Origin of the sequence: Actinomadura rupiterrae (genome assembly GCF_024172125.1) — a bacterium.
Classification (GTDB): Bacteria; Actinomycetota; Actinomycetes; order Streptosporangiales; family Streptosporangiaceae; genus Spirillospora; species Spirillospora rupiterrae.
The window spans coordinates 543,831-564,156 of the sequence record NZ_JAMZEA010000001.1; the positions used below are offsets into that span (position 1 = coordinate 543,831).

The window sequence follows — 20,326 nt, forward strand, 5'->3', positions numbered from 1 at the left end:
CTTGCAGCTGTGCCCGGTTGCTGCGAAGCAGCAGGTCTCGGACTTGATGGTGGAGCGTCGGAGACAGATTCCTCCATCCAGTGCTCGCCCCCCAGGGCCACCCGAGCGGCGTCCACCTGTCGTCCCCCGGCTTCGGTCCTGCAAACCAAACGGCCACTCAAGGGCAGACGGTGCGCCACCGCCACACTCGTCCAGACTTGATCAGTCCTTCCGTCTGGTCGATGCGAAGGATTACGAGATGCCGCCCCCAAAACGATCACCCAAACGGAGGACCGGGAGCGGCTACGACAAGGTGCACGACAGGTCGCTCTTCGCCAAGGACTTCGGTGTGGTGCCCGTGCAGACTTCCAGCACCTCGCTGCAACCCTCGGCTGTTGACGCAACAGCGGACACTCGGGCACAACGAGACCGGACCAGAGCAACCACAGTCTCGGACCCAGCAGTCCGCACGCCTGCAGGTCTGGGCCGGTGATCTGCCGGTAGTGCAGCAGCGGTGCCCATGCGGCACCGGACCAGGTCAGAGGCTGGGGTCGGGCGGCCAGATGACGGTCCGTACTCGGTTGGGCCAGTCGTCGGGGATGCCGGCGGGGGTGACGTACTGGCCGTGGAAGGAGCCGATGAGCATGTTGGTGAGTGCGTCGAGGTCGGTGGAATGGGGGAGGTTGCCGACCTCCAAAGCTTGCCGGAGCAGCGCTCGTCGTGGTTCGACGACGCGGGTTTCACGACGGCGACCAGCTCCAACTTGCTGTGGTGTCGGCGTCGAAGGCTGGACACAGTGGCGCCTGCGGCTGACGCGCCCGCCTGCTTGGCGAGCTCGGCTACGCCCGTATGTCGCTGGAAGCGGTGACGATCCCTCGGTCCAGCTCCGGGTTCCTCGACCGTCTGCCCTCCACTCGTGGAGTGCTCCCCGACCGTATCGGTGGACATTATCAGATACAGGAGACGCGATCGAGGAGGGCGAGAAGCGCGAGCTTCCGTCCACGATTTATCCCGATTTGGCCTCGCCTTGGTCATGCCCCCGTCCCACCCTTTCCAAGATCAGCGAAAATCTGGCCTTGGAAGGGATCAGAGCCGAAATGGACGCTTTTGCGTGCGCTACCGTCTGTTCTTGTTCCAAGGCTTGTCCGTGGATCTGCAGAGAGGAAGAACATGCTCAAGCGATTGGCCGCCGTCGGCCTTCTGTCCAGCACTGCCGCAGGTGTTCTGCTGAACGCCGCCCCGGCGATTGCCGACGACGGACCGCAGAACGTCCAGATCATCGGCGTCCAGACCTGCCGGAGCCTCGACATCGCCGGCGTCGGTGCCGCCATCCACAACATCCTGGGCATCGAAGACGAGCACGGTGACTGCGTCAACGGATCCACCGAGGGCTACTCGAGGCCCGACCCACTTCCGCCGACCCGGTGACGTACTCCCACGAAGTGTGACAACAGAGGTAGGCTCGAAGTCCGCCACCGACGCGGGCCTCGAGCCTCCTTTGCGGGTCGGCTCTGGCCGGCCGAGTCTTCGGACGCCACCGCAGGCTCTGAGCCACGCCCGCTTCCCTGATTTACCGGTGTTTCAGGCCGAGACCCGGCCGAGGGTGGCACTGACGGCGAAGTACAGGAGCAGCATCACACTCAGCCTCGATCAGATCATGACTTCGAACAGCGACATCGCGTGCCAGCATACGTCGCCCAACAAGGGCGGCAGCTCCCAAATCCGGCCGAGGCGAGGAGCAATGCTCAGCATGCGTCAACAACGGCGAAACCTTCCAAGAACTTCCAGCAGGCAAACCGAATGCCCGCACAATCGAAAGTGTCTCGCCTGATCCAGACTTACCTTTTTATTTACTCGGACGTGATTCTGTCACTCCACCACTGCTCGGTGTCATCGCACCATACGGGGATTTGCTTGCCGCCTTCGCTGGCGCCCTGGGCTGCGCGGTTGGCCATCTCCCTGCGCCCCGAGGTGCAGCGGACCTTGCCTGGCATGGCGAGGACGTCGGAGTTGGTTCCGGAGGCGTGGACGGACTCGATGTCAAGCACGTGGACCGAGGGAGCCGCCAAGGCGGTGGCGGGCAACGAGGTCAGCGCTGCGGTCGACAGCGCCACTATGGTGCCAGTGAACATGATCGCTCCAGCTGTATGAGTCATGGGACACACGGGCGGGCGGGGTCCAGCGTATCGGCGAAGAACCCAAGTCGCTACTCTAAGTAATCATCTCGGGTCATGCGACACCTACGTGGGGCCGTCGAACGTCCGAGGAAGGGCGGCGCCGCGGCGCTTGCGGACGTTGCTTTCGGCCAACGGGGGCACACGATTGCGCAGTCTCCAGGTCCGGCGCCGTCTCGCTCCAGCCCCAGTGACGTGGTCACCCGACACCCGCCCCTCTCCCCCGAGGGGACGGCCGGAGTACGGCGGAGAGGATTCCGCCGGATGATGGTTCTGTTGCCGACACCCGCGATCACCGCCGCCTGGCGCTGCATCTAACGGGCCTTGCCGGGAGCTGGGGTGTTAGGTCCCGGTTGGGTGGCTCTGGCGTCATCAAGGCATGCGTTGTGTGAATGAGGAACGGCAGGGTCGGCACCACGGTCCCGACTCGGGGTTCTCGCCACTGGACATGATCACGGCGGCGTTTGAAGTGCTGGTGCAGGCGAGCGAGCCGCTTCAGCTGCCGGGGGTGGGCGATGCGGCGGGGCCGCCGCTCCCCCTGGGTGATGTGCGGGTGCTTCTGCTGGATCCGCGGGTGGGGTGGGGTGCGCACGAGCGGACGTGGCGCGAGTTGGCGGCGCGTGTCCAGGCCGGAGATCCGGTGTGGCTGGTGGCGGCGTTGGGGGTGGCCGAGCCGCGGCTGCGGCGGATCATCGATCACTTGGTCGGTGGCAGATGATCATTTTGGGGGCGCGCTCGCCGCGGTCGAGGCGACACAGAACCGCAGTGGCGGGCCTGACTGTTGATCACGGTGGGGCGTCCGCCGATCAGCCGCGGACGCATGAAGAGCCGGTTGCGCTGGTGGCGGAGTCGGCCGAACCCACGGCGAACAACCACCCGAATCCCCGGCTCACCCAGATCCGTCGAAAGAGCCGCACTCGTGGAGAGTCGCGGAGCTGTCCATCACCAGCTGCTGGCGCCGTTGCCATATGCTTGCTCGTCTGACACGTCGGTTCCGTCCGCGCGCCCTCAATCGTGGCTCTCAGTGGACCTGTTGGGTTCGGGAAATTGCCGTGCGCACGGAAGCAGTGGCAGTCGCCGTGAAGTCCGATCGGATACTGACGGCCACAAACCCGTGAAACGTCGTCCGCAAGTGCTTGTCCTTTCAGGAAGCTGTTACGGGTCTCGCCTTGCCGAGCATGGGGTGAGACACTGCGCTTGTGACGCAGTGGAGTGGCGACACAACTCAGTGGAGCTGGGTTCGTGCCGGAGTGCGGCACGAACCCACAAGTTTCGTCGGCCGGGACGACGAGCTGGCCGCGGTCCGGGAGGCCGTCGCGCGGGGACGTGTGGTCACCCTCACCGGTCCCGGAGGGGTGGGCAAGACACGGATCGCGCTGCGCGCTATGCAGCAGTTGAAGGATGACTTCCCCGACGGCATCAGCATGGCCGAGTTGAGCGGTCTGCGCGATCCCGAGCTCCTGCCCAACGCCGTGGCGTGCGCCGTAGGGCTGCCCGAGACTACAGCCCAGCAACCGATGGACCAGCTGATCGAATACTTCGCCGGCCGGCGGGCGCTGCTGGTGCTCGACACCTGCGAGCATCTGGTGAGTGCGATGGCGATGTTCGCCGACAGCCTGGTCTGCAATTCCGCCCACCTGGTGTTGATGTTGACCAGCCGACAGGCAGTGGCGCTGCCCGGCGAATACGTCCTGCCGATCCCGCCCATGCCCGAGCCCGACGCCGGAGCCGACGAGACCACCAACGACACGCTGGCCTTGTTCACCGCTCGCGCCCAGGCCGCCGAGTCGTCGTTCGTGCTGAGCAACGACAACCGCGCCGAAGTAATCGCCTTGTGCCGCCGCCTGGACGGGATCCCCTTGGCGATCGAACTGGCGGCCGTCCACCTGAGGACGATGTCGCTGGAACAGATCCTGGGCCGCGTCGAAGACCGGTTCGGGTTGCTGGCCGGAACCCGGTCGGCCCAGGCCCGGCACCAGACGCTGCGCGCCACCATCAACTGGAGCCATGCGCTGTGCTCGCCGGCCGAGCGCAAGTTGTGGGCGCGCCTGTCGGTGTTTGCGGGGGGATTCACGCTGGCGGCGGTGGAGCAGGTCTGCGCCGATGGCGAGCTGGAGGGCCATGATGTGATCGGGCTCTTGCTGACGTTGGTCGACAAGTCGGTGGTGCAGCGCATCACCGGGGTGGAGGAGCAGCGCTACCGGATGTTGGACACGGTCCGCGAGTTCGGTGCGGAACGGTTGCAGGCCAGCGGACGTGCTGAACTGTACGCACGCCGGCACCAGGACTTCTTCCTGCGCATGGCGGTCCGGGCGGGCCAGGAGTGGTTCGGCGACGACCAGGTGCAATGGAGCGCGCGGCTGGCCGAGGACCTGGACAACTTCCGAGTCGCGATGGATTTCGCCGCCGCGCACCCGGGCGAGGAGGCAGCGCTGCGGTTGGTGAACAACCTGTGGGGTCTGTGGCTGGGCAGGAGCCGGCTGACCGAGGCCCGCCGCTGGATCGACCGGGCTCTGGCCACCGAGCCGACTGTGACCGCCGAGCACGGCATGGCCCTGTGGTATGCGGCCTACTTCGGACTGCTGCAGGCCGACCCGGTGGCCGGGGAGATGGCCGCGCGCTGCCGGGCGGCCGCTGAACGGCTCGATGACGACTTCCTGCGTGCCCGCGCCGCCTACGTGGAGGCGTTAGCGTTGACCCTTTGGGGTGAGGACCAGACGCAGGCGCTGGGAGCGATCGCCCAGGCCCGCCAGCAGGCGCAGGCCACCGAAGATCTGTTCGTGTTGACTACTGGCCACCTTCAGGTCTCGGCGCTGCTCACCGGCAGCGGCGATCCGGCCGCGGCCCTGGCCGAGTTGGAACAAGGCCTGCACGAGCTGGCATCCCTGCCCAGGGAACGGTTCGTGCGCAACTACTTGCTGGTCTTCCAGGTGCCGTCCCTGCTGGCGCTGGGAGACCTGGACCGCGCCCGCGAGCTGGGCCGCGATGCCCTGGCCTGCGCCTTGGACCAGGGCGAGACCATGTGCATCGCCTCTGCGGTGGAATATCTGTCCTGGACGGCGGTCGGCCTAGGGCAACACCGTCTTGCCGCGACGCTGCTGGGCGGTGCCGCATCACTGTGGAATAAGGTCGGTCGGCTGCTGTGGGGCATCCAGGGACTGATCGACCTGCACGAGGAGGTCGAGGCGAGCCTGATGCTCGAACTAGGCGCCGAGCAGTTCACCGCCGTGTACGGCCGCGGCGGGCGGCTCGACCTGCCCGAACTGGTGGCCCTGGCCATCGGGCATGCCGAAGACCAGGAGCCGGGGTCCCCGCGCCTGCCCCGCGAGGACGGGAGTGCTCTCGGCCCGCTCACGCCGCGCGAGCGCGAGGTCGCGCACCTGATCGCCGAAGGCCTGTCCAACCGCCAGATCGCCGAACGTCTTGTCATCTCCAAACGGACTGCCGACGCCCACGTCGAACACATCCTCACCAAACTCGGATTCAACTCCCGAACCCAGGTCGCCGCAATGATCGGCAGCCTCAAACCGGACCTGGAACCCACCCCCACCCGCCCCAATTAGACCAGTGACGGCCGCGCTCGGAAACAGATCGACATCAGCGGTCGGTGACGGCCGACGCGCTGAGCATTATTTTTGAATGGGGCACGAGCCTGATCGGTGTGCGCGTACTCTTCGCGTGGACCCCGATGCGGGAACCACCTGGCGGTGGCACGCTTCTCAAATGGTTATCGTCGGATTCGCCGCGGATTCCACCACCGCCGTGCTTCCCGGCTGCAGGGGATACATGTCCAGAATGGATACGTCCTCCTTGGCCTGTTCGGACCAAGAAAACGAACTGCTGGTCGCCAACCGCCGACTGGTTACAGGTAGCAACCGCAGAGGGCGGGAACCGTGACAGTGCACAGTGCATGGGGCTGCTCGTCGGCTTCTTCCCACCGCGAACAGCGGTTCGTTTGCCTTCACTTCTCCATCCAAACGGCGCGCATCAACACCCAAGACGACCTCGCCCAGCCCAGCTAGATCCAGCGAACCATGTGGACCGCACTTCAGGCGAAGTGCGGTGTGCGGCCGCGGGAGGCGACGAAGTTCAGGCCTGTGAGGACGAATCCCAGGCTGCCGTGGGGGACGTTGTAGGGGATGGGGCGCGGGCCGACCTCGTCGGTCGGGCAGTCGAACGCGCCGTCTGGGAGTTGGCGGGAGGCGAGGTACCTGATGCCCCGGGCGACGGCTTCGCGGTGGGCTGCCGGGGCGGCGATGGTCAGGGCGATCAGCGAGAAGGCGGTACTGACCTCGTCGCTGGCCGAGCCGGGCAGGTGTCCCCAACCGCCGTCGGGGTTCTGGGTGGCGCGCAGCAGGTCGGTCGAGCGCTCCACCGCCCGCGAGGCCGCGGGCCGGACGTTGGTGAGTTCGAGTGATCGAGCCAGGCGCAGTGCGCGGACCGATCGGAAGATCGCGCTGGCATGACTGCGGCTCCAGGAGAGTTCGAAGGTCCCGTCGGGATGTTGGCGTTGGATGAGGTGGTTGAGCGCGCGGCCGATGCGGTCGGCGTGCTCGTTTCCGGCGAGGGCGAGGCTGATCGCGCCTTCGGCGGTCATCGCCGCCTCGGACGGGTTGCCTCGCATGTGTCAGACCGGACAATCGCGCGATAGAAGGTGCCCTGACCTGCGAAAACACCTCTGTCAGGCGATGCCGATCTGACCAGCATTGCCTTCCGGCTTCCTCACAGATGGTCCAACAACCAAAGCCGAACAGCGGGTACGACGAACCATCGCTAGCGTGCTTTCTACGTGCTCCGAGAACGACGCACCCGACTGCTCGTGCTTTCGCGAGCAGCGTCTTCGGTTCTGTCAGCGCAGTCGCAGCCACGATCGGCGCCCGATCATCTCGTCGCCGGTCTCGCCCAGCCACGGCCGTAGCGGCCGTTGCTGAGCTTTAAAGGGTGTTGTCGTGGGGTTTCCAGGCGGCGGTCGTCGGGTTATGCCTGATGGGTGAGGTTTCCCCAGGGCGGCGGGCTGACCGATGAGCGGTGGGCGGTGGGCGTTTCGTGAGCGATTGCGTCTGGTGGCGGCTCATCTCGCTGCCTTGATCCCAGGTGAGCGAACGTGCGAGATCGCGCGGCAGGCTGGCGAACGTTTCGATGAGGGCGTCGCGGACGTGCTCGGAGGACTTGCCGTCGGCCAGGAGCATGACCGCGGGGCCTTGCCGCAGCCCACGCCCCGGGTCGCGCCGCCTTCGACCGCGGCGCCGGCGCGCAGCAACAATGCGACCGGCCAGCCGAGCCCGATGGCGGGTGGTGAGCAGGCGGAATCGGCCTGCGCGAGATGGGCAAGCCCCTTGGGGGTGAGACCGGCGAGCTGACGGGGTGCGCCGAGGCCATCCAGGAGCTTGACGGCCGTGGCGATGTCCCGGCCCTTGCTCGTCCCAGCTGCATCACCACCTGCTCGGCGATCGTGACTCGTTCCAGCTCGGCTTCCACCTCGTCCGGCTGCTTACGGAGCTGTCGGCCTCCTCGACCAGCCCGACCCGGCGCTCGGCGATCCGGTCCAACAGCGTCACGCCACCCCCCACCTCCGACGATCACCCCGAGTGCCATCCAGCTCGGTCTATCCGCGGTCGATCAGAACTGCTGGGTGATGTTGACCATCCAGGTGATCCCGAACTGATCCACGAGCGAGCCGGCCTCGTCACCCCACGACTGCCTGTCTAGGGGCAACGTCACGGTGGCGCCAGCGGACAGCTTCTCGAAGTAGCCGCGGAGTCGGGCGTCGTCGCCGACGAGGAAGACCGCCACGTTGTTGCCCGGATGGAAGGGCATCTTCTCCCGGACGTCCCACCCCATCAGCGTGTAGCCGTCCGGAGTGCGAAGCGTGGCGTGCATGATCTTGTCGGCGGATGCGTCGGGCGAGCCGAACTCGGAGTAGGTGCTTGCGCACCAGAGCGTATGCAGTGACCGCTCAGGAGGTCTGAGGGCACTCGTCAAGCCTCCCGGCAATACGCGACGCCATGTGCCGTGTATTGCGGCAGAACTCTTCGTATGCACTCCGACGGATTGGTCCCGCTGCTGTTGTTCCTGCGGCGGCACGGTCGGCTGTCTGCGGCCGCGCTGGCCCGTGAACTGGAGGCATCCACTCGCACCGTGCTGCGTGACGTCGAGGCGCGGTCGGCGGCCGCGGCGTACCCGGCCCACACCGAATCGCCGGCGCAGCGCATCGTCACCCGCTGACAAACGATCACCGGCTCCGGAATGAACCACCGGCCAGCACGAACCCCCCGGACACCGTCCATGCCAGGCCCATGACCTGCGGCTTCAAGATGGACGATCTTCACTGGGATCGGTGGCGTTCGTCACCAGATACCGGTGATACCGATCTCGCCGCAGACCGCAGACCACAGACCGCCTGGGCCGGCCCAGGCAGTTCAGGCCCGGTCTGTGGCGTTGGTGGCTGCGACACCGAGGACGGGTCCGCCGGCCGAGGGCGGGAGATCGTCCGGCTGGCCGACCGGCAGTGGCTGACAGCGTGCTGCCCGGCCATGTCGAGGTCGATGGTCCCGCCGCCGGTCCTGCGCAGCTGACGCCAGGTGATGTAGCCGACCAGGATCGTCTTCTCCCAGTCGGCGGCGCGGTGTGCGGCGACTTCCAGGTGCCCGACCATGAAGCCGAAGGTGGTCAGCAGATCGCTGTCGATCTCGGACTTGCCTCCAGGAAATTGAGGCGGCTGGCAGAGCGAACACCAGCGCTGAGGCGCCCTCCTCGATCGCGATGGCCCGGCCCCCTTCCTCCGCCTCGTCGATGTGCACGGCCGAGCGGCGCTTGCGTTTCATCAGCGACCACATCTCCGGCGACCAGCCCAGGACCGCGGCGTAGGCCAAGTGGAACACATCGTGCATCCGGTAGTCGTTCTCGATGTGGGAGGCGTTGGTGAGCGGATCGGCATAGAGCGTGTCTCTTCGCGCATCGCCGTGCGCGCAGGGGCGCACGGGCAAGCTCGTCGGGGCTGCGGGGTCTGCGCCGCGCTCGGCGGCAGGCCGATCGAAAGGATCGCATGGCTGTTGTGGCTGATCGGGGTATGGTGCCGGGCCTGGTGGGCCGTTTGCCTGGTGGGGTGTGCGACCGTGGAAGGTGGCCGGGCAGCGGGGTGCCCTTGGCGCTGATGCTTGTCGCCGCGTATATGACGCGTGACGCGATGGAGGCCCGCCTGATCGTGGCAGAGCTGTCCGAGGACGAGCTGCGGGAACTGGAGGCGGCTGTGCGGGAGCTGGCCCTGTGGGCGCCGACCGACGATGCTGTGCTGGTCGATGCGGGACCCTCGCTGGGGATGGTGGCAGAGGTGACTGGCCTGGATTGTGAGGCGATCATCGATACCGTGCTGCTGCTTGGTGAGTACGAGATCGTCCCCGAGCCGCAGTCGGTGGCCGAGTGGGCCGCGCTGGCGCATCTGGAGGCGGCGATCGTGGCGACCCTGCTGGTCCCGCCGGGCACGGATCCGGAGCAAAAGGCCCGATTCCTGCGAGAGCGGGCCAGCACGTTGTGAGGCGGCGTTCAGCCCATGTGGTGTGGCTGAGTTCCAGCCCCTGGTGGCGGAGCTGTTCTTCGAGGTCGCTGGTGTCGAGACAGACTACGGCGTAGAGGCTGCTGATCAGTGCAGCTTCTGCGTGCAGAGCGTGATCCAGGGGCCGAGGTCGCTGGGTGGAGGGAGCCTGTCGCGGTCGCGGTCCTGAAGGCTCGGCCTGGGCGATCGAACGTGCTCACGGACCTCTCCCGAAGTGGCCGCGGCCGGGGGTAGCGAGAGGAACGGTAGCGGTACCGGTGGGGGACTCGATCGTCGGGTCGAGCCGTTCCGGGCGGAGTCGCTGGCGCCCTGCACAAGGACGCTCGGTTCGGCTGTTCGACCACTGCCTGGAGCTCTACCACCAGCAGATCTCCGAAAGGGCGCAGCGGCTCCTGGAGCATCCCGGAACGACGCGCGAGTGCATCGGGACGGCGTTGAAGGCCGTGGCCGACTTCGACCCGGCCCAGCCGTGCCGCCCAGCTCGGCATGCCGCTCGGAGACAGGTCCCATCCGGAACCGGATATCGGCTTGCCAGCATCCGCCCCTACAGTTCGATCCGGGGACCCACAAGCCACCGACGAGGTCGCGGCGCATCAGCGCCACCTCAAGGAGAACGCGCATGTTCACCATGCCCGACGACGAGTTCGCGGACATCCGGAGTGCAGCGGTCCAGGGCCTGCGCGAGCTCGCCGACTTCCTGGAAACCCGTCCCGGCCTCCCGGAACCCTGCAGAGTGCGGATGGGTCCCGCCCTTGGCGGGGGGACCGATCGACAGAGGTGGGACCAGGTCGATCGGATCGCACGGATCCTGGGCGTCCAGGCCACCCGGAGCCGCAGCGACCTTGGTGCGAGCCGGCATTACTACATCGCGAGCCGCCTCTTCGGGGCGGTCGAATACCAGGCCTCCGCCACCACCAGCGAGCCCAAACCCGGCCATACGAGGGTGGAAGCCGACGACGGCCGCGCTCTTCCCGGACACTTGGATGCTCCGCAGGACTCCCGGGCCTCGGTCATCACCGGCTTGCGCGAGCTCGCCGACTTTCTGGAATCCCATCCCGACCTCCCCGGCCCGCGCTTCTCACTGGTCTCCGTGTTGGTGGACGACGGGACTGACGATCAGCAGCGAGCCGAGGTCGACCGGATCGCACAGATCCTCGGCGTCGAGGCCACCGATTCCGCCGTCGGCCACTACACCGCGAGTCGTAGCTTCGGGTTGATCGACAACCCGGGATCGGTGGAGTACGAAGCCACCGCGATCACGCGGCCGGACCCCGATTTCGCAGGCAAGACCAGACGCGGCGCGCTCCAGGGACTGGCCGAGTTCGCCGCCTTTCTGGAAAACCATCCCGACCTTCCCCTCCCAGGCGACACCGACTTCCATGTCGTCGTCAGGGGCGGGACCGATGACCAGAACTGGGCCGAGGTCGACCGCATCGCGCGGATCCTTGAGGTCGAGACGGTAGCCCCGGAGGACGGTCAGTACGTCGCGGGCCGGCTGTTCGGGGCGATGCACTACAAGGCGGTCGCGCACACTCGAGAGCGCATGGCCCGCTACGGCGCGTTGATGAGCTACCGCGGTGCCGTCACAGTGGACCCGTCCGACGTCGCGGTGACCGGCGCCTGCGACCGGCCCGCCCCGACGAAGGAGGCTCGGCAGGCGGTCGTCCAAGGGCTGCGCGAGCTGACCGACTTCCTGCGTGCCCACCCTGACCTCCCGATACCCGATCTGATCATGCTCAGCAGCCCCGCTCTTGGTGGAACGACCGACGAACACCAGCGAGCCGAGGTCGACCGGATCGCGCAGATCCTGCACGTCCGGATCGGCACCTTCCCCCGAGGCGCGTACTTCGCGAGCCGCCGTTTCGGACCGATCGAGTACACCGCCGCCGCGTGCACCCGGGAATCCCGGGAAAGGAGGGCCCAGGACACGGCCTTGTTGACCTACCGCGATGCCGTCGCCCCCGAGCCGCCCGCCCCGGCCAAGACCTAGACGGCTCCAGCACCGTTGCCGTGTTTGCCCGGCACCAAGAACGGCAAGTCAGAGCTCGGCTCCAGGGCCTCCGCGGCGAAATCCCGGCCGACCGAGCCGTTACCCTCACCGGCCAACAACTCAGGTGCAGGCGGCGGAAGACAACTGCACGCTTCCCCGCCGCGACGTGGAACCGGTGATGGGCCCCACTGGGGAGTGCCAGCAGATTCGGGGCGTTCGTCGGTGACGGTCACGGCCCGCAGGAAGGGGTAGGCCGGCGCGCTTCCTCGATGCGTTCGGGGCAGGCAGCGGACTGATCTCCTCCCGGGTCGACGGCACGCTCGTGGTCGCCGCTGGACCCCTCCCCCACATCCGGCAGCACTTCACGTCCTTCCTCGCCGAGGCCCGCGCGTCCATGGGCCGCCAGAGCGACCTCGTCCGCAAGCACACACCGGGTGCCTGAGCATGAAGGACGTCAGAATGACCCGCGGCTATGACCCGCCGACCCGTGGCAACACCACCGTGCTGCCGGTCGACCACCAGATCGGCCTGTTCACCGGCGTCCGCGACGTCACCGTCCCGGACCTTGAACACAACATCGTCGCGTTGACCAGGGCCGCCACCTGCCTCGGCCTGCCCGCGTCGACGCCGGCCACGACGCCCACCGGATTCGCTGACCAGCTCTTCCGTACTGGTCGGTAGTGGATCATGCTCGGGCCGTTCGTGATCACCCCCCACCGAAGGAAGCCACGCATGAGACGCTACGTCATCGCGCCCGCCGGGCACCGCGGACCACGGTTCGGGCAGAGGATCGGGGTCCTGGCCACCGGTGTGGCGCTCGTCCTGTCCGGGACGGGCGTGGCTCAGGCGGCGCAGGCGGAACGGTCCAAGCCCGCGGCGCCGCGCTGGGAGGCGGTGGGTCCCGACTCCGTTGGCGGGTCGCTGGGGCTGTCGGCGTCCAAGCCCAACGAGATCGCCGTCATGACGGACGCGCCGCAGCTGCTCTGGCTGTCGGACGATCGCGGCGGGCACTGGCGGCTGCGCGACACGGTGCCGCGGACGGGCGGGGCGGCGCGCGCGTTCGTCGTCGATCCGCGCGACTCGCGGCGCATGTACCTGCTGGTGTCCAAGCAGGTGGGGTTCGGGGTCTACGAGGGGTGGCTGCTGCGCAGCACCGACCGGGGCGCGAGCTGGAAGACGCTGCGCCACGACACCAAGGACGGGCCGCTCCAGCTCGCCGTGTCCGGGCGGACGGTCGTCACCGAGGGCCTCGACACGATCGGGGTCAGCACCGACGGCGGCGACCACTGGCGGCAGATCGCGCGGCCGTGGGCGCGCGGCTCGATGGCGGCTCCGATGCTCAGGCACCAGCTCGCCCTGGTCGGCGGCGACCTGTTCGCCACGACGGTCTCCCCCGGGCAGGACCTTTGGGTCATCAAGGGGATCGGCGGGGCGTCGCCGGTGCCGCAGCGGCTCGGGAAGCCGGGGCGGCAGGCGGTGGACGAGGTCGCCGCGACGCGGTGGGGCGTGGTGGTGACGGCGGGGCACGCGCTGTACGGCACGTCCGACCGCGGGAGGACCTGGCGCCTGCTGCTGGGTGACAAGGCCGACTACCTCTACGGGCCGCAGATCTTCGGCGACCAGGTGTTCGTGACCACCGCCGGCAAGGTCTACGCGAGCCGGGACCGGGGCCGCACCTTCGCGCATTGGAACGTGCCGATCTCCGGTCAGGGCGTGGGCGAGGTCGCGCCGATGCCGGGCAAGCCGGGCACGACGCTGGTGTCGGACGGCTACCACGGCGTGTTCACCACCACCAACGGCCGCACCTACCGGCCGCTCGGGGTGCCGAGCGAGACCGCCGCGCACCTGGTCACGACCCGCGACCGGCAAGGCCGCACGCTGCTGGTCTCCGCCGGGATCTGGGACCTGTTCCACACGCCGCTGCCCACCGGCCGGGTCACCCCCGCCACCCGCCGCTGGACCCGCGTCACCTCCGACCAGCTGCACGCCCACCCGAGGATCGCGGTGTCGTCGCGCTCGCCCCGGACGGTGTGGCGTGCCGAGGAGAACGGCCTGTCCACCGGGATCTACCGCAGCGGCGACGGCGCCGTGACCTGGTCCAAGCCGGCCTTCATCAACGACGGCGGCGCGCCGTTCGACCTGCTCGTCCACCCGGCCGACCCGCGCCGGGTGTCGGTGCTGTTCCACTCGCTCGACGGCTGGGGCATCCGCGGCACCGACGACGAGGGCGCGACGTGGTGGACGGCCCAGCTCCCCGACGCGCCGTACACCTCCCTGGCCGGGGACCCGCGCGACCCGCGGCGCGTGTGGCTGGGCAGCCGCAAGGGCCTGCTGCGCTCGGACGACGGCGGACGGACATTCACGTCGGTCAGCGGCGCTGCCACCGCCCAGGTGTTCGTCGACCCCCGCGACCCGCGGCGCGTCCTGGCCGGGGAGTCCGAGCTGCGGCTGAGCACCGACGGCGGAGCGCACTTCCGGACCGTCCAGCCGAGCGCGAACGGCATCCTGAAGCAGGTGGTCGCCGACCCGCGCCGTCCGCGGACGCTGTACGCCGCCTGGTCCGGCAACGCGCGCACCGGCGTGTGGCGCAGCGACGACGCCGGAGCCACCTGGCACGACATCAGCCGCGGCCTGGTGAGCCCGTCCACCTCGTCCCTCACCGTCAGCCCGGACGGCCGCTGGCTGTTCGCAGGGACGAACTTCACCGGAGTCCAGCGCCTCCGCCTCAACTGACCGACGCGCCGGAACGCGAGAGGCCCTCGCCACCTTTCGGTGGCGAGGGCCTTGGTTTGCCGCGACAGCGTCCCGCTCTCCCAGGCCTCGGCCGCCGCCTGGTCACGGACGTCACCGCTGACGCGCCTTCTCCTCGTCCTCGGCCGCCTCCTCGTCCTCGGCCGCCTCCTCGTCCTCGGCCGCGCGCCGCGTGGCCATTTGGCTATGCGGGTGAGTCGGCGGTGGCATCCACCACGCCCGAAACGGTCCGGCGGTTCGTAGCTGACCACCGGGAGTGCACCTGTGGTTCTCGGCCGGAGATCGGACTGTCAGGCCCCGTCGTCGGCGGGAGCAAGGCGCCCGATCGTCTGCTCGCTCCACGCCCGGATGGCGTCGGCCTGCTGCGCGGTGAGCGTGTCGAAGAAGTGGCGGCGGATGTTGCCCGCGTGCCCCGTGATGGCGCTTTGCACCGCGCTGCGTCCCTGGGCGGTCAGCCGAAGACCGGTGCGCCGCCCGCTGGCACCGCTTTCGGTCCGTGTCACGAAAGCGCGCCTCTCCACGCGGGTCAACTGATGCGAGACCCTGCTCTTCTCCCAGCCGAGCGATTTGGAGAGCTCACCGACACGCAGCTCTCGCCCGTCCGCACGCCACAACGTCACCAGCACGCTGAACTCGGCCTTGGAGATACCGAAGTCCCGCTGGAGGGCACGGTCGAGTTCGCGGGCGAGCAGTTGCTGCGCGCGCGTCCAAGAGCTCCAGAACTCCCACTCGTCGGGCTCCAGATCGCGGAGGTCGGTCATGGCGACGATGCTACCTGCCGACCCGCCGCAGTTGACGCATCAACTCTCCGCTAGAGTTGATGCGTCAACTCTACGTGAGAGGACGGACTCATCCGATGAGGACACTGATACGCGGCGGCATGGTGATCAGCATGGACCCGGCCGTCGGTGACCTTCCGCGAGGCGACCTGCTCATCGAGGACGGCCGGATCGTCGAGGTGGCCGCCACCGTCGCCGCGGCCGACGCGCAGATCGTGGACGCCCACGGCAAGATCGTGGCGCCGGGGTTCGTGGACACCCACCGGCACACCTGGCAGACCGCGTTCCGCGGCATCGGCGCCGACTGGACCTTCGGCGAGTACGGCGCCGCCATGCACGGCACGCTGCGCCCGCACTACCGGCCCGAGGACGTGTACGTGGGCAACCTGGTGGGCCGGCTCGAGGCGCTGAGTTCGGGCGTCACGACCATGCTCGACTGGTTCCACTGCTCCGACCGCCCCGAGAACGCCGATGCCGCGATCCAGGCCCTGAACGACGCGCCCGGCCACTCGGTGTTCTGCTACGGCGCGGGCGTCACCAACGAACCGATCGCCGCCGAGGTCAGACGCGTACGCTCGCGACTGCCCGGCGACGACATGGCGCTCGGCCTACGCGGCCCGCAGCGCACCTCGATGGACACCACGGCCGCCGATGTCACGCTGGCCCGGGACCTCGACCTGCGGGTGAGCGTGCACGTGCATGCCGCCACCGGTTGGCCCGGCGGCGACCGTCCCGTGGCGGCGATGCGGGACCGCGGACTCCTGGACGACCGCACGACGTTCGTGCACGGCAACGGTCTTTCCGACGATCAGGTGGCCATGCTGGCCGATGCGGGCTGCTCGGTGTCGATCAGCCCTGACGTCGAGCTGAAGATGGGCTTCGGCTGGCCCGAGACCGGTCGCATGCTGGCCGCGGGAATCCGCCCGTCGCTGTCGGTGGACGATTGCCCGTCCGCCGGCGGCGACATGTTCGCCGCCATGCGCACGGCGTTCGCCGCCCAACGCGGCCTGGACGGCGGCCTGACGGCACGGGACGTCCTCGGATTCGCCACGGTGGACGGCGCCCGCGCCTGCGGACGCGGTTCCCGGACGGGCAGCCTCACCCCCGGCAAAGACGCCGACCTCCTCCTCCTGGACGCCGAAGACCTCACGGTCTTCCCGGTCTCTGATCCCATCGGCACCCTCGTCTCCGCCGCGCATCCCGGGCTGGTGGACAGCGTCTTCGTCGCCGGTCGGCCGGTCAAACGACACGGCCGACTGGTCGGCGTCGACCTGCAGACACTGCGCACGCGCCTGCTGCAGTCCCGCACCCGGATCGCCGAGGCTTCAGGCATGACGCTGGATCAGTTCTCGCAATCAGGAGCGAGCACCTGAGCTCCCCAGGCGAGAACGCCACCGCCACCCGCCCTTGACGCATCCCGAACGCGACAAGGAGCTGCTCGGACGGGTTTGCAGCAGCCGACCCGCCCGGCAGGTCAGCGGGTCAGGCTTCGCAGGGTTTCAGTGAAGCCCTTGCGGGTGGCCGCCGCGAAGCCGATGTAGAGGCGGTTGACCAGCGGCACGAGCCAGCGGGCCCGGGTGGCGACGTTGTACACGTGGTAGGTCACCTGGGTGCCCTGTTCGCAGGGGAGGAGGGTGTATTCGCCCCGGTACCACCACGCGCCCTCGAAGGCGAGGGTGGCGCCGTCGCCGGAAAGCTTGACGTGAGGTCCCGACAGCAGGTCGATGAGCCGGTGCCGGACCTGGGACGGTGGCAGCGACACGATTCCTGTCGCTTGCGCCAGCGGCCGCCTCACGACGGTGCTCCAGGGACCGCGGCGACGCGGGTGTTCTGGAATGAGGCGAATCGCCAGCGTCCGCCGTCGCGTACCGCGGTGAGGGTGATGACCGACGCCTGCGTCACATCGCCGGACGGGTGACCGCCCGCCATGATGGCGGCGACGTCCGGACGCAGGAAGCGGATCTTCGGCGGAGTCTCGCCCCAGGAGAGCCGCGATCCCTTGAGCGGCCCTTCGAACAGGGCGCGGTGTCCTGCCTCGATCGCCGCCCGCCCGGCCATGTTCTGGCCGAAGAAGGTGATGTAGTCGGCGTCCTGGGCGAACAGGTCGGCATAGCCGGTCGCGTCTCCGGCGTTCCAGGCGGCGACGAGCGCGCCGAGCAGTTGGTGGATCGGTGCCGCTTCCGTCATGACTCTCCCTCTTCCCTTCGCGACTCGCGCTCTTCCCCCAGGACGGTTTCGTCGAGGAGGCCGGACCAGTCCAGCCGTCCCGAGCGCAGGTCGGCCAGCACGCCCCGCAGCCAGGCCAGTTCCGCGGCGTGCAGCGCCCGCGCGTACTCGGTCTCCAGCACCAGGAGCCGCGGCAGATCCAGGTCCGCCAGAGCGGTCTCGGCGGCCGAAACGGTCCCCTCCAGCGCGGCGGCCCGGGTCTGCAAGCACCGTTCGGCCTCGCGCTTGTCCAGCACTCCGATCAGCGACAGCGCGGCGTACATCACCGTGGTGTCGTGGTCGGGGCGCTCGAGCATGCGCCGCAGCCGATGTGCCAGCTCCGCCCGCCCCTCGGCGGTGATGGCGTACACGGTCCGCTCCGGCGCCCGGCCCTCCCGGCTCGTCCCGGACGGCTCGATGAAGCCGGCGCGCGCCAGCCGGTCCACCGCGTGGTACAGGCTGCGCGGCAGCCCGGCGATGAAGTCCTTGTGCGTGTCGATGATGAATCTGTGCAGCTCGTACGGGTGACGTGCGCGCTGCGCCAGCAGCGCCAGGGCCGTCGTCCCGGTCACATCCCATCGTGCCACTGAAGCCTCCAGCCTATTGCAGTACGCACTATAGCACTCTGCACTACCAGGCCACGGTCCGGCCTTTGATCTAGGCCGGGCCTGGCAGCCCACTGCGCGTGGAGTACTCACGCTGGGGGCGTCGCGGCGGCCGAGCCGCTGGTCCTGGATGCGGCTGACGCCGCGTCTCAGGGGTCCTGCAGCACCAGGCGTTCGGCCGCGCCGACCAGGAGGTCGGCGGCCGCCTCGACCGGGAGGCCGCGTCCGGTGTGGAGCTGGTCGAAGAACTCGGACCCGGTGACGGCCCAGAGCAGGTGCGCGGCGTCGGCGGGAGTCAGCCAGGGCGAAGTGCGCCCTGATCGGCCAGGCGCTCGGCATGCCGGGCCAGACCGGCGGCGCGTTCGGCGCCCATGCGCTCGACCATGCCCCCCAGGGCCGTCGGGTCCAATGCCGCCATGGCATAGGGCACCCGCAGCACCTGGCGCTGCTCGGCGAAGACCGGAACCGCCGCGCGGATCGACTCCCGCAGGCTCCGGCGGGCGTCGGGGTCGTCGGCGGCGTCGGGCCGGCGATCGAAGCCGCCGCGCCGGCGCAGGTCGTCGGCGAGGGCGTCGAACAGCCCCGTGCCCGGGCCGAACACCAGGTAGACCGTCGAGCGCGACACCTGCGCCATGGTCGCGATCCGCTCACCCTCAGCCCCGAGACCGTCAAGACCTACGTCTCGCGCATCCTCACCAAGCTCGACCTCCGCGACCGCGTCCAGGCCGTCGTCTACGCCTACGCAACGGCCTGGCCACCTGACGCCCGCTCACCCCAGGACTCGTCCGAGGAAGCCGCGCATGTAGCCCGCGACGACGTCCAGGTGGCTCTCGAGCAGGAAGTGACCGCCGTCGATCAGGTGGACTTCGGCATCGGTGGCGTCGCGAGCGAAGGCCTGCGCGCCCGCCGGCCCGAAGATCTCGTCGTTGCGGCCCCACACGGCGAGCACCGGGATCTGGCCGGTGCGCAGGATCCGGTGCAGGCGCGGGTAGAGCGGCCGGTTGTTCTGGTAGTCGCGAAACAGCGCCAGCTGGACCTGGTCGTTGCCCGGACGTGAGACGAGCGCGACGTCGTGCTCCCAGGTGTCCGGGCTGACCACGCTCGGGTCGGGGACGCCGTGCAGGTACTGCCAGCGGATGGCGTCGAGGCCGAGCGCGGCGCGGACGCGGGCTCGGTGCGCGGGCCGGGGTCGGCGCCATAGGCCCAGACGTCGGCCCAGAACGACTCGACGAAGCCGTCCTCGTAGCCGTTGCCGTTCTGGGTGACCACGGCGGAGATCCGCTCGGGGTGCTCCAGCGCCAGCCGCCAGCCGATCGGGGCGCCGTAGTCCTGGACGTAGAGGGCGTAGCGGTCCAGGCCGAGTCGGTCCAGCAGTCCGGCGGTGAGGTCGGCGAGGGCGTCGAAGGTGTAGGCGAACTCCTCCACGGCGGGGGCGTCGGAGAGGCCGAAGCCGAGGTGGTCGGGCGCGATGACGTGGTAGTCGCCGGCCAGCAGCGGGATGAGGTGCCGGAACATGAACGAGCTGGTCGGGTAGCCGTGCAGCAGGACGATCGCGGGCGCGTCGGCGGGGCCGGCCTCGCGGTAGAAGATCTCGTGGCCGTCGACGATGGCGGTCCGGTGGCGCACCAGGCCCATCTATAACTCCTTCGAGCGATTGATCCGGTTAGGGATTCGCCATGCAAGCACGCCTGAGCTAACCTGTCAAAAGACTCGATCTGGTTAGAGAAGGGGGGCGTGCGGTGGACGCGCTGCTCGACCTGCTCAACAGCAGGCCGCTGGTCAACGGCGAGGAACACGACGCGCTCGGCGATCCGGACCAGGGGCGCCGCTGGGCGCGGGAGCACGGCGGCAAGGGCACCCTGGCGGAACTGGCGCTGCTGCGGCAGGCGCGAGACCTCCTGCAGGATGTGGCGCGCGGAGCAAGCTCACCCGCCGCGCTGGCTCCGCTGCTCGAAGGCGTCCACCAGATCCCGGAGGTCACCCCGGCCGGTCTGCGCTGGACTCTCACCACTCCCCCGCAGGCCCGGCTGGCCGTCGAGATGGTCCTGGCCTGGGCTGCCCTCGAACAGGAGCTGCCCGGTCGGCTCCGCCCCTGCGCCAACCAGGAGTGCCGGCTGTTCCTGCTCGACCGCAGCCGCGCCAACCGCGCCCGCTGGTGCTCGATGGCCGTCTGCGGAAACCGCGCCAAAGCACGTCGCCACTACGAACGCACCCGCTGAGTCGGCGATCGCGCCTTGGACGAACGCCTCAGCACGCCCGAACCGGTAGGGACGAACTGGTGGACGGCGGAT

General features: G+C 68.9%; 21 protein-coding genes and 5 pseudogenes. 11 read left to right on the plus strand and 15 right to left on the minus strand.

What is annotated here, in order from left to right; all coding sequences use genetic code 11:
* Positions 1-517: 517 nt before the first annotated feature.
* Positions 518-676 (minus strand): hypothetical protein, encoded by a 159-nt coding sequence (locus FHU30_RS02490; protein WP_253870950.1) that lies wholly within the window; start codon positions 674-676, stop codon positions 518-520.
* Between the two features lie 473 nt (positions 677-1,149).
* On the opposite strand from FHU30_RS02490, the gene FHU30_RS02495 reads away from it, so the two are divergent.
* Complete coding sequence (locus tag FHU30_RS02495; protein ID WP_253870952.1) at positions 1,150-1,407, plus strand: hypothetical protein; 258 nt, start codon at positions 1,150-1,152, stop codon at positions 1,405-1,407.
* Between the two features lie 422 nt (positions 1,408-1,829).
* Here FHU30_RS02495 and FHU30_RS02500 read toward each other — a convergent pair whose 3' ends face one another.
* The gene (locus FHU30_RS02500) at positions 1,830-2,111 is read right to left on the minus strand and encodes a hypothetical protein (protein WP_253870954.1); all 282 of its coding nucleotides are present in this window, start codon (positions 2,109-2,111) and stop codon (positions 1,830-1,832) included.
* Positions 2,112-2,601: 490 nt separating this feature from the next.
* Between FHU30_RS02500 and FHU30_RS02505 the strand changes: the two genes are divergently transcribed.
* Together FHU30_RS02505 and FHU30_RS46855 are read left to right on the plus strand one after the other, a co-directional pair.
* Positions 2,602-2,871 (plus strand): hypothetical protein, encoded by a 270-nt coding sequence (locus FHU30_RS02505; protein ID WP_253870956.1) that lies wholly within the window; start codon positions 2,602-2,604, stop codon positions 2,869-2,871.
* Positions 2,872-3,403: 532 nt separating this feature from the next.
* Positions 3,404-5,716, plus strand: a complete 2,313-nt coding sequence (locus tag FHU30_RS46855; protein ID WP_253870958.1) for a helix-turn-helix transcriptional regulator — start codon at positions 3,404-3,406, stop codon at positions 5,714-5,716.
* Between the two features lie 485 nt (positions 5,717-6,201).
* On the opposite strand, the gene FHU30_RS02515 is transcribed toward FHU30_RS46855, so the two are convergent.
* The 4 genes from FHU30_RS02515 to FHU30_RS02525 all read right to left on the minus strand — a co-directional run bounded on the left by FHU30_RS02515 (position 6,202) and on the right by FHU30_RS02525 (position 8,033).
* A complete protein-coding gene (locus FHU30_RS02515) occupies positions 6,202-6,777 on the minus strand; it encodes a prenyltransferase/squalene oxidase repeat-containing protein (protein ID WP_253870960.1) in 576 nt (191 codons plus the stop codon).
* A gap of 310 nt (positions 6,778-7,087) precedes the next feature.
* Positions 7,088-7,342, minus strand: a complete 255-nt coding sequence (locus FHU30_RS02520) for a hypothetical protein (RefSeq protein ID WP_253871931.1) — start codon at positions 7,340-7,342, stop codon at positions 7,088-7,090.
* A gap of 243 nt (positions 7,343-7,585) precedes the next feature.
* The gene (locus FHU30_RS45775; protein ID WP_301322538.1) at positions 7,586-7,711 is read right to left on the minus strand and encodes a hypothetical protein; all 126 of its coding nucleotides are present in this window, start codon (positions 7,709-7,711) and stop codon (positions 7,586-7,588) included.
* Positions 7,712-7,772: 61 nt separating this feature from the next.
* Entirely contained in the window at positions 7,773-8,033 is a 261-nt protein-coding gene (locus tag FHU30_RS02525; RefSeq protein WP_253870962.1) for a VOC family protein, read from the minus strand.
* A gap of 156 nt (positions 8,034-8,189) precedes the next feature.
* Between FHU30_RS02525 and FHU30_RS02530 the strand changes: the two are divergent.
* Positions 8,190-8,348 (plus strand): annotated as a pseudogene (locus FHU30_RS02530) (HTH domain-containing protein); the annotation flags it as partial.
* A 130-nt stretch (positions 8,349-8,478) separates the two neighbouring features.
* On the opposite strand, the pseudogene FHU30_RS47565 reads toward FHU30_RS02530, so the two are convergent.
* Positions 8,479-8,850, minus strand: a pseudogene (locus FHU30_RS47565) (MazG C-terminal domain-containing protein); the annotation flags it as partial.
* 37 nt (positions 8,851-8,887) lie between these two features.
* A pseudogene (locus FHU30_RS47570) lies at positions 8,888-9,133 on the minus strand (MazG C-terminal domain-containing protein); the annotation flags it as partial.
* Between the two features lie 158 nt (positions 9,134-9,291).
* On the opposite strand from FHU30_RS47570, the gene FHU30_RS02535 reads away from it, so the two are divergent.
* The 4 genes from FHU30_RS02535 to FHU30_RS02550 all read left to right on the plus strand — a co-directional run bounded on the left by FHU30_RS02535 (position 9,292) and on the right by FHU30_RS02550 (position 14,428).
* The gene (locus tag FHU30_RS02535; RefSeq protein ID WP_253870964.1) at positions 9,292-9,687 is read left to right on the plus strand and encodes a hypothetical protein; all 396 of its coding nucleotides are present in this window, start codon (positions 9,292-9,294) and stop codon (positions 9,685-9,687) included.
* Positions 9,688-10,324: 637 nt separating this feature from the next.
* Positions 10,325-11,695, plus strand: coding sequence for a hypothetical protein (locus FHU30_RS02540; protein ID WP_253870966.1), 1,371 nt, complete (start codon positions 10,325-10,327; stop codon positions 11,693-11,695).
* Positions 11,696-12,139: 444 nt separating this feature from the next.
* A complete protein-coding gene (locus FHU30_RS02545; protein WP_253870968.1) occupies positions 12,140-12,376 on the plus strand; it encodes a cysteine hydrolase family protein in 237 nt (78 codons plus the stop codon).
* 51 nt (positions 12,377-12,427) lie between these two features.
* Positions 12,428-14,428: a beta propeller repeat protein gene (locus tag FHU30_RS02550; RefSeq protein ID WP_253870970.1), complete on the plus strand. Its 2,001-nt coding sequence runs from the start codon at positions 12,428-12,430 to the stop codon at positions 14,426-14,428.
* Between the two features lie 308 nt (positions 14,429-14,736).
* Here FHU30_RS02550 and FHU30_RS02555 read toward each other — a convergent pair whose 3' ends face one another.
* The gene (locus tag FHU30_RS02555; protein WP_253870972.1) at positions 14,737-15,207 is read right to left on the minus strand and encodes a MarR family winged helix-turn-helix transcriptional regulator; all 471 of its coding nucleotides are present in this window, start codon (positions 15,205-15,207) and stop codon (positions 14,737-14,739) included.
* Positions 15,208-15,302: 95 nt separating this feature from the next.
* Here FHU30_RS02555 and FHU30_RS02560 point away from each other — a divergent pair, with 95 nt between their 5' ends.
* The gene (locus tag FHU30_RS02560; RefSeq protein ID WP_253870974.1) at positions 15,303-16,598 is read left to right on the plus strand and encodes an amidohydrolase family protein; all 1,296 of its coding nucleotides are present in this window, start codon (positions 15,303-15,305) and stop codon (positions 16,596-16,598) included.
* Between the two features lie 101 nt (positions 16,599-16,699).
* On the opposite strand, the gene FHU30_RS02565 is transcribed toward FHU30_RS02560, so the two are convergent.
* The 4 genes from FHU30_RS02565 to FHU30_RS02580 form a co-directional block, all read right to left on the minus strand.
* A complete protein-coding gene (locus FHU30_RS02565; protein WP_253870976.1) occupies positions 16,700-16,987 on the minus strand; it encodes a hypothetical protein in 288 nt (95 codons plus the stop codon).
* A 29-nt stretch (positions 16,988-17,016) separates the two neighbouring features.
* On the minus strand, positions 17,017-17,412 hold the full coding sequence (locus FHU30_RS02570; protein WP_253870984.1) for an SgcJ/EcaC family oxidoreductase: 396 nt from the start codon (positions 17,410-17,412) through the stop codon (positions 17,017-17,019).
* Positions 17,409-18,017, minus strand: a complete 609-nt coding sequence (locus FHU30_RS02575) for a PadR family transcriptional regulator (protein ID WP_253870986.1) — start codon at positions 18,015-18,017, stop codon at positions 17,409-17,411. Before FHU30_RS02575 ends, FHU30_RS02570 begins: the two co-directional genes overlap by 4 nt.
* A gap of 313 nt (positions 18,018-18,330) precedes the next feature.
* Positions 18,331-18,669 carry a hypothetical protein gene (locus FHU30_RS02580; RefSeq protein WP_253871933.1) on the minus strand — a complete coding sequence of 113 codons (339 nt, stop codon included), beginning with the start codon at positions 18,667-18,669 and terminating at the stop codon, positions 18,331-18,333.
* 12 nt (positions 18,670-18,681) lie between these two features.
* Between FHU30_RS02580 and FHU30_RS02585 the strand changes: the two are divergent.
* Positions 18,682-18,777 (plus strand): annotated as a pseudogene (locus FHU30_RS02585) (LuxR C-terminal-related transcriptional regulator); the annotation flags it as partial.
* A gap of 27 nt (positions 18,778-18,804) precedes the next feature.
* Here FHU30_RS02585 and FHU30_RS47575 read toward each other — a convergent pair.
* The gene (locus FHU30_RS47575) at positions 18,805-19,134 is read right to left on the minus strand and encodes an alpha/beta fold hydrolase (protein ID WP_372503841.1); all 330 of its coding nucleotides are present in this window, start codon (positions 19,132-19,134) and stop codon (positions 18,805-18,807) included.
* Positions 19,104-19,670: pseudogene (locus FHU30_RS02590) on the minus strand (alpha/beta fold hydrolase); the annotation flags it as partial. The gene FHU30_RS47575 and the pseudogene FHU30_RS02590, both read right to left, overlap by 31 nt.
* A 104-nt stretch (positions 19,671-19,774) precedes the next feature.
* On the opposite strand from FHU30_RS02590, the gene FHU30_RS02595 reads away from it, so the two are divergent.
* A complete protein-coding gene (locus tag FHU30_RS02595) occupies positions 19,775-20,254 on the plus strand; it encodes a CGNR zinc finger domain-containing protein (protein ID WP_253870989.1) in 480 nt (159 codons plus the stop codon).
* Positions 20,255-20,326 lie beyond the last annotated feature (72 nt).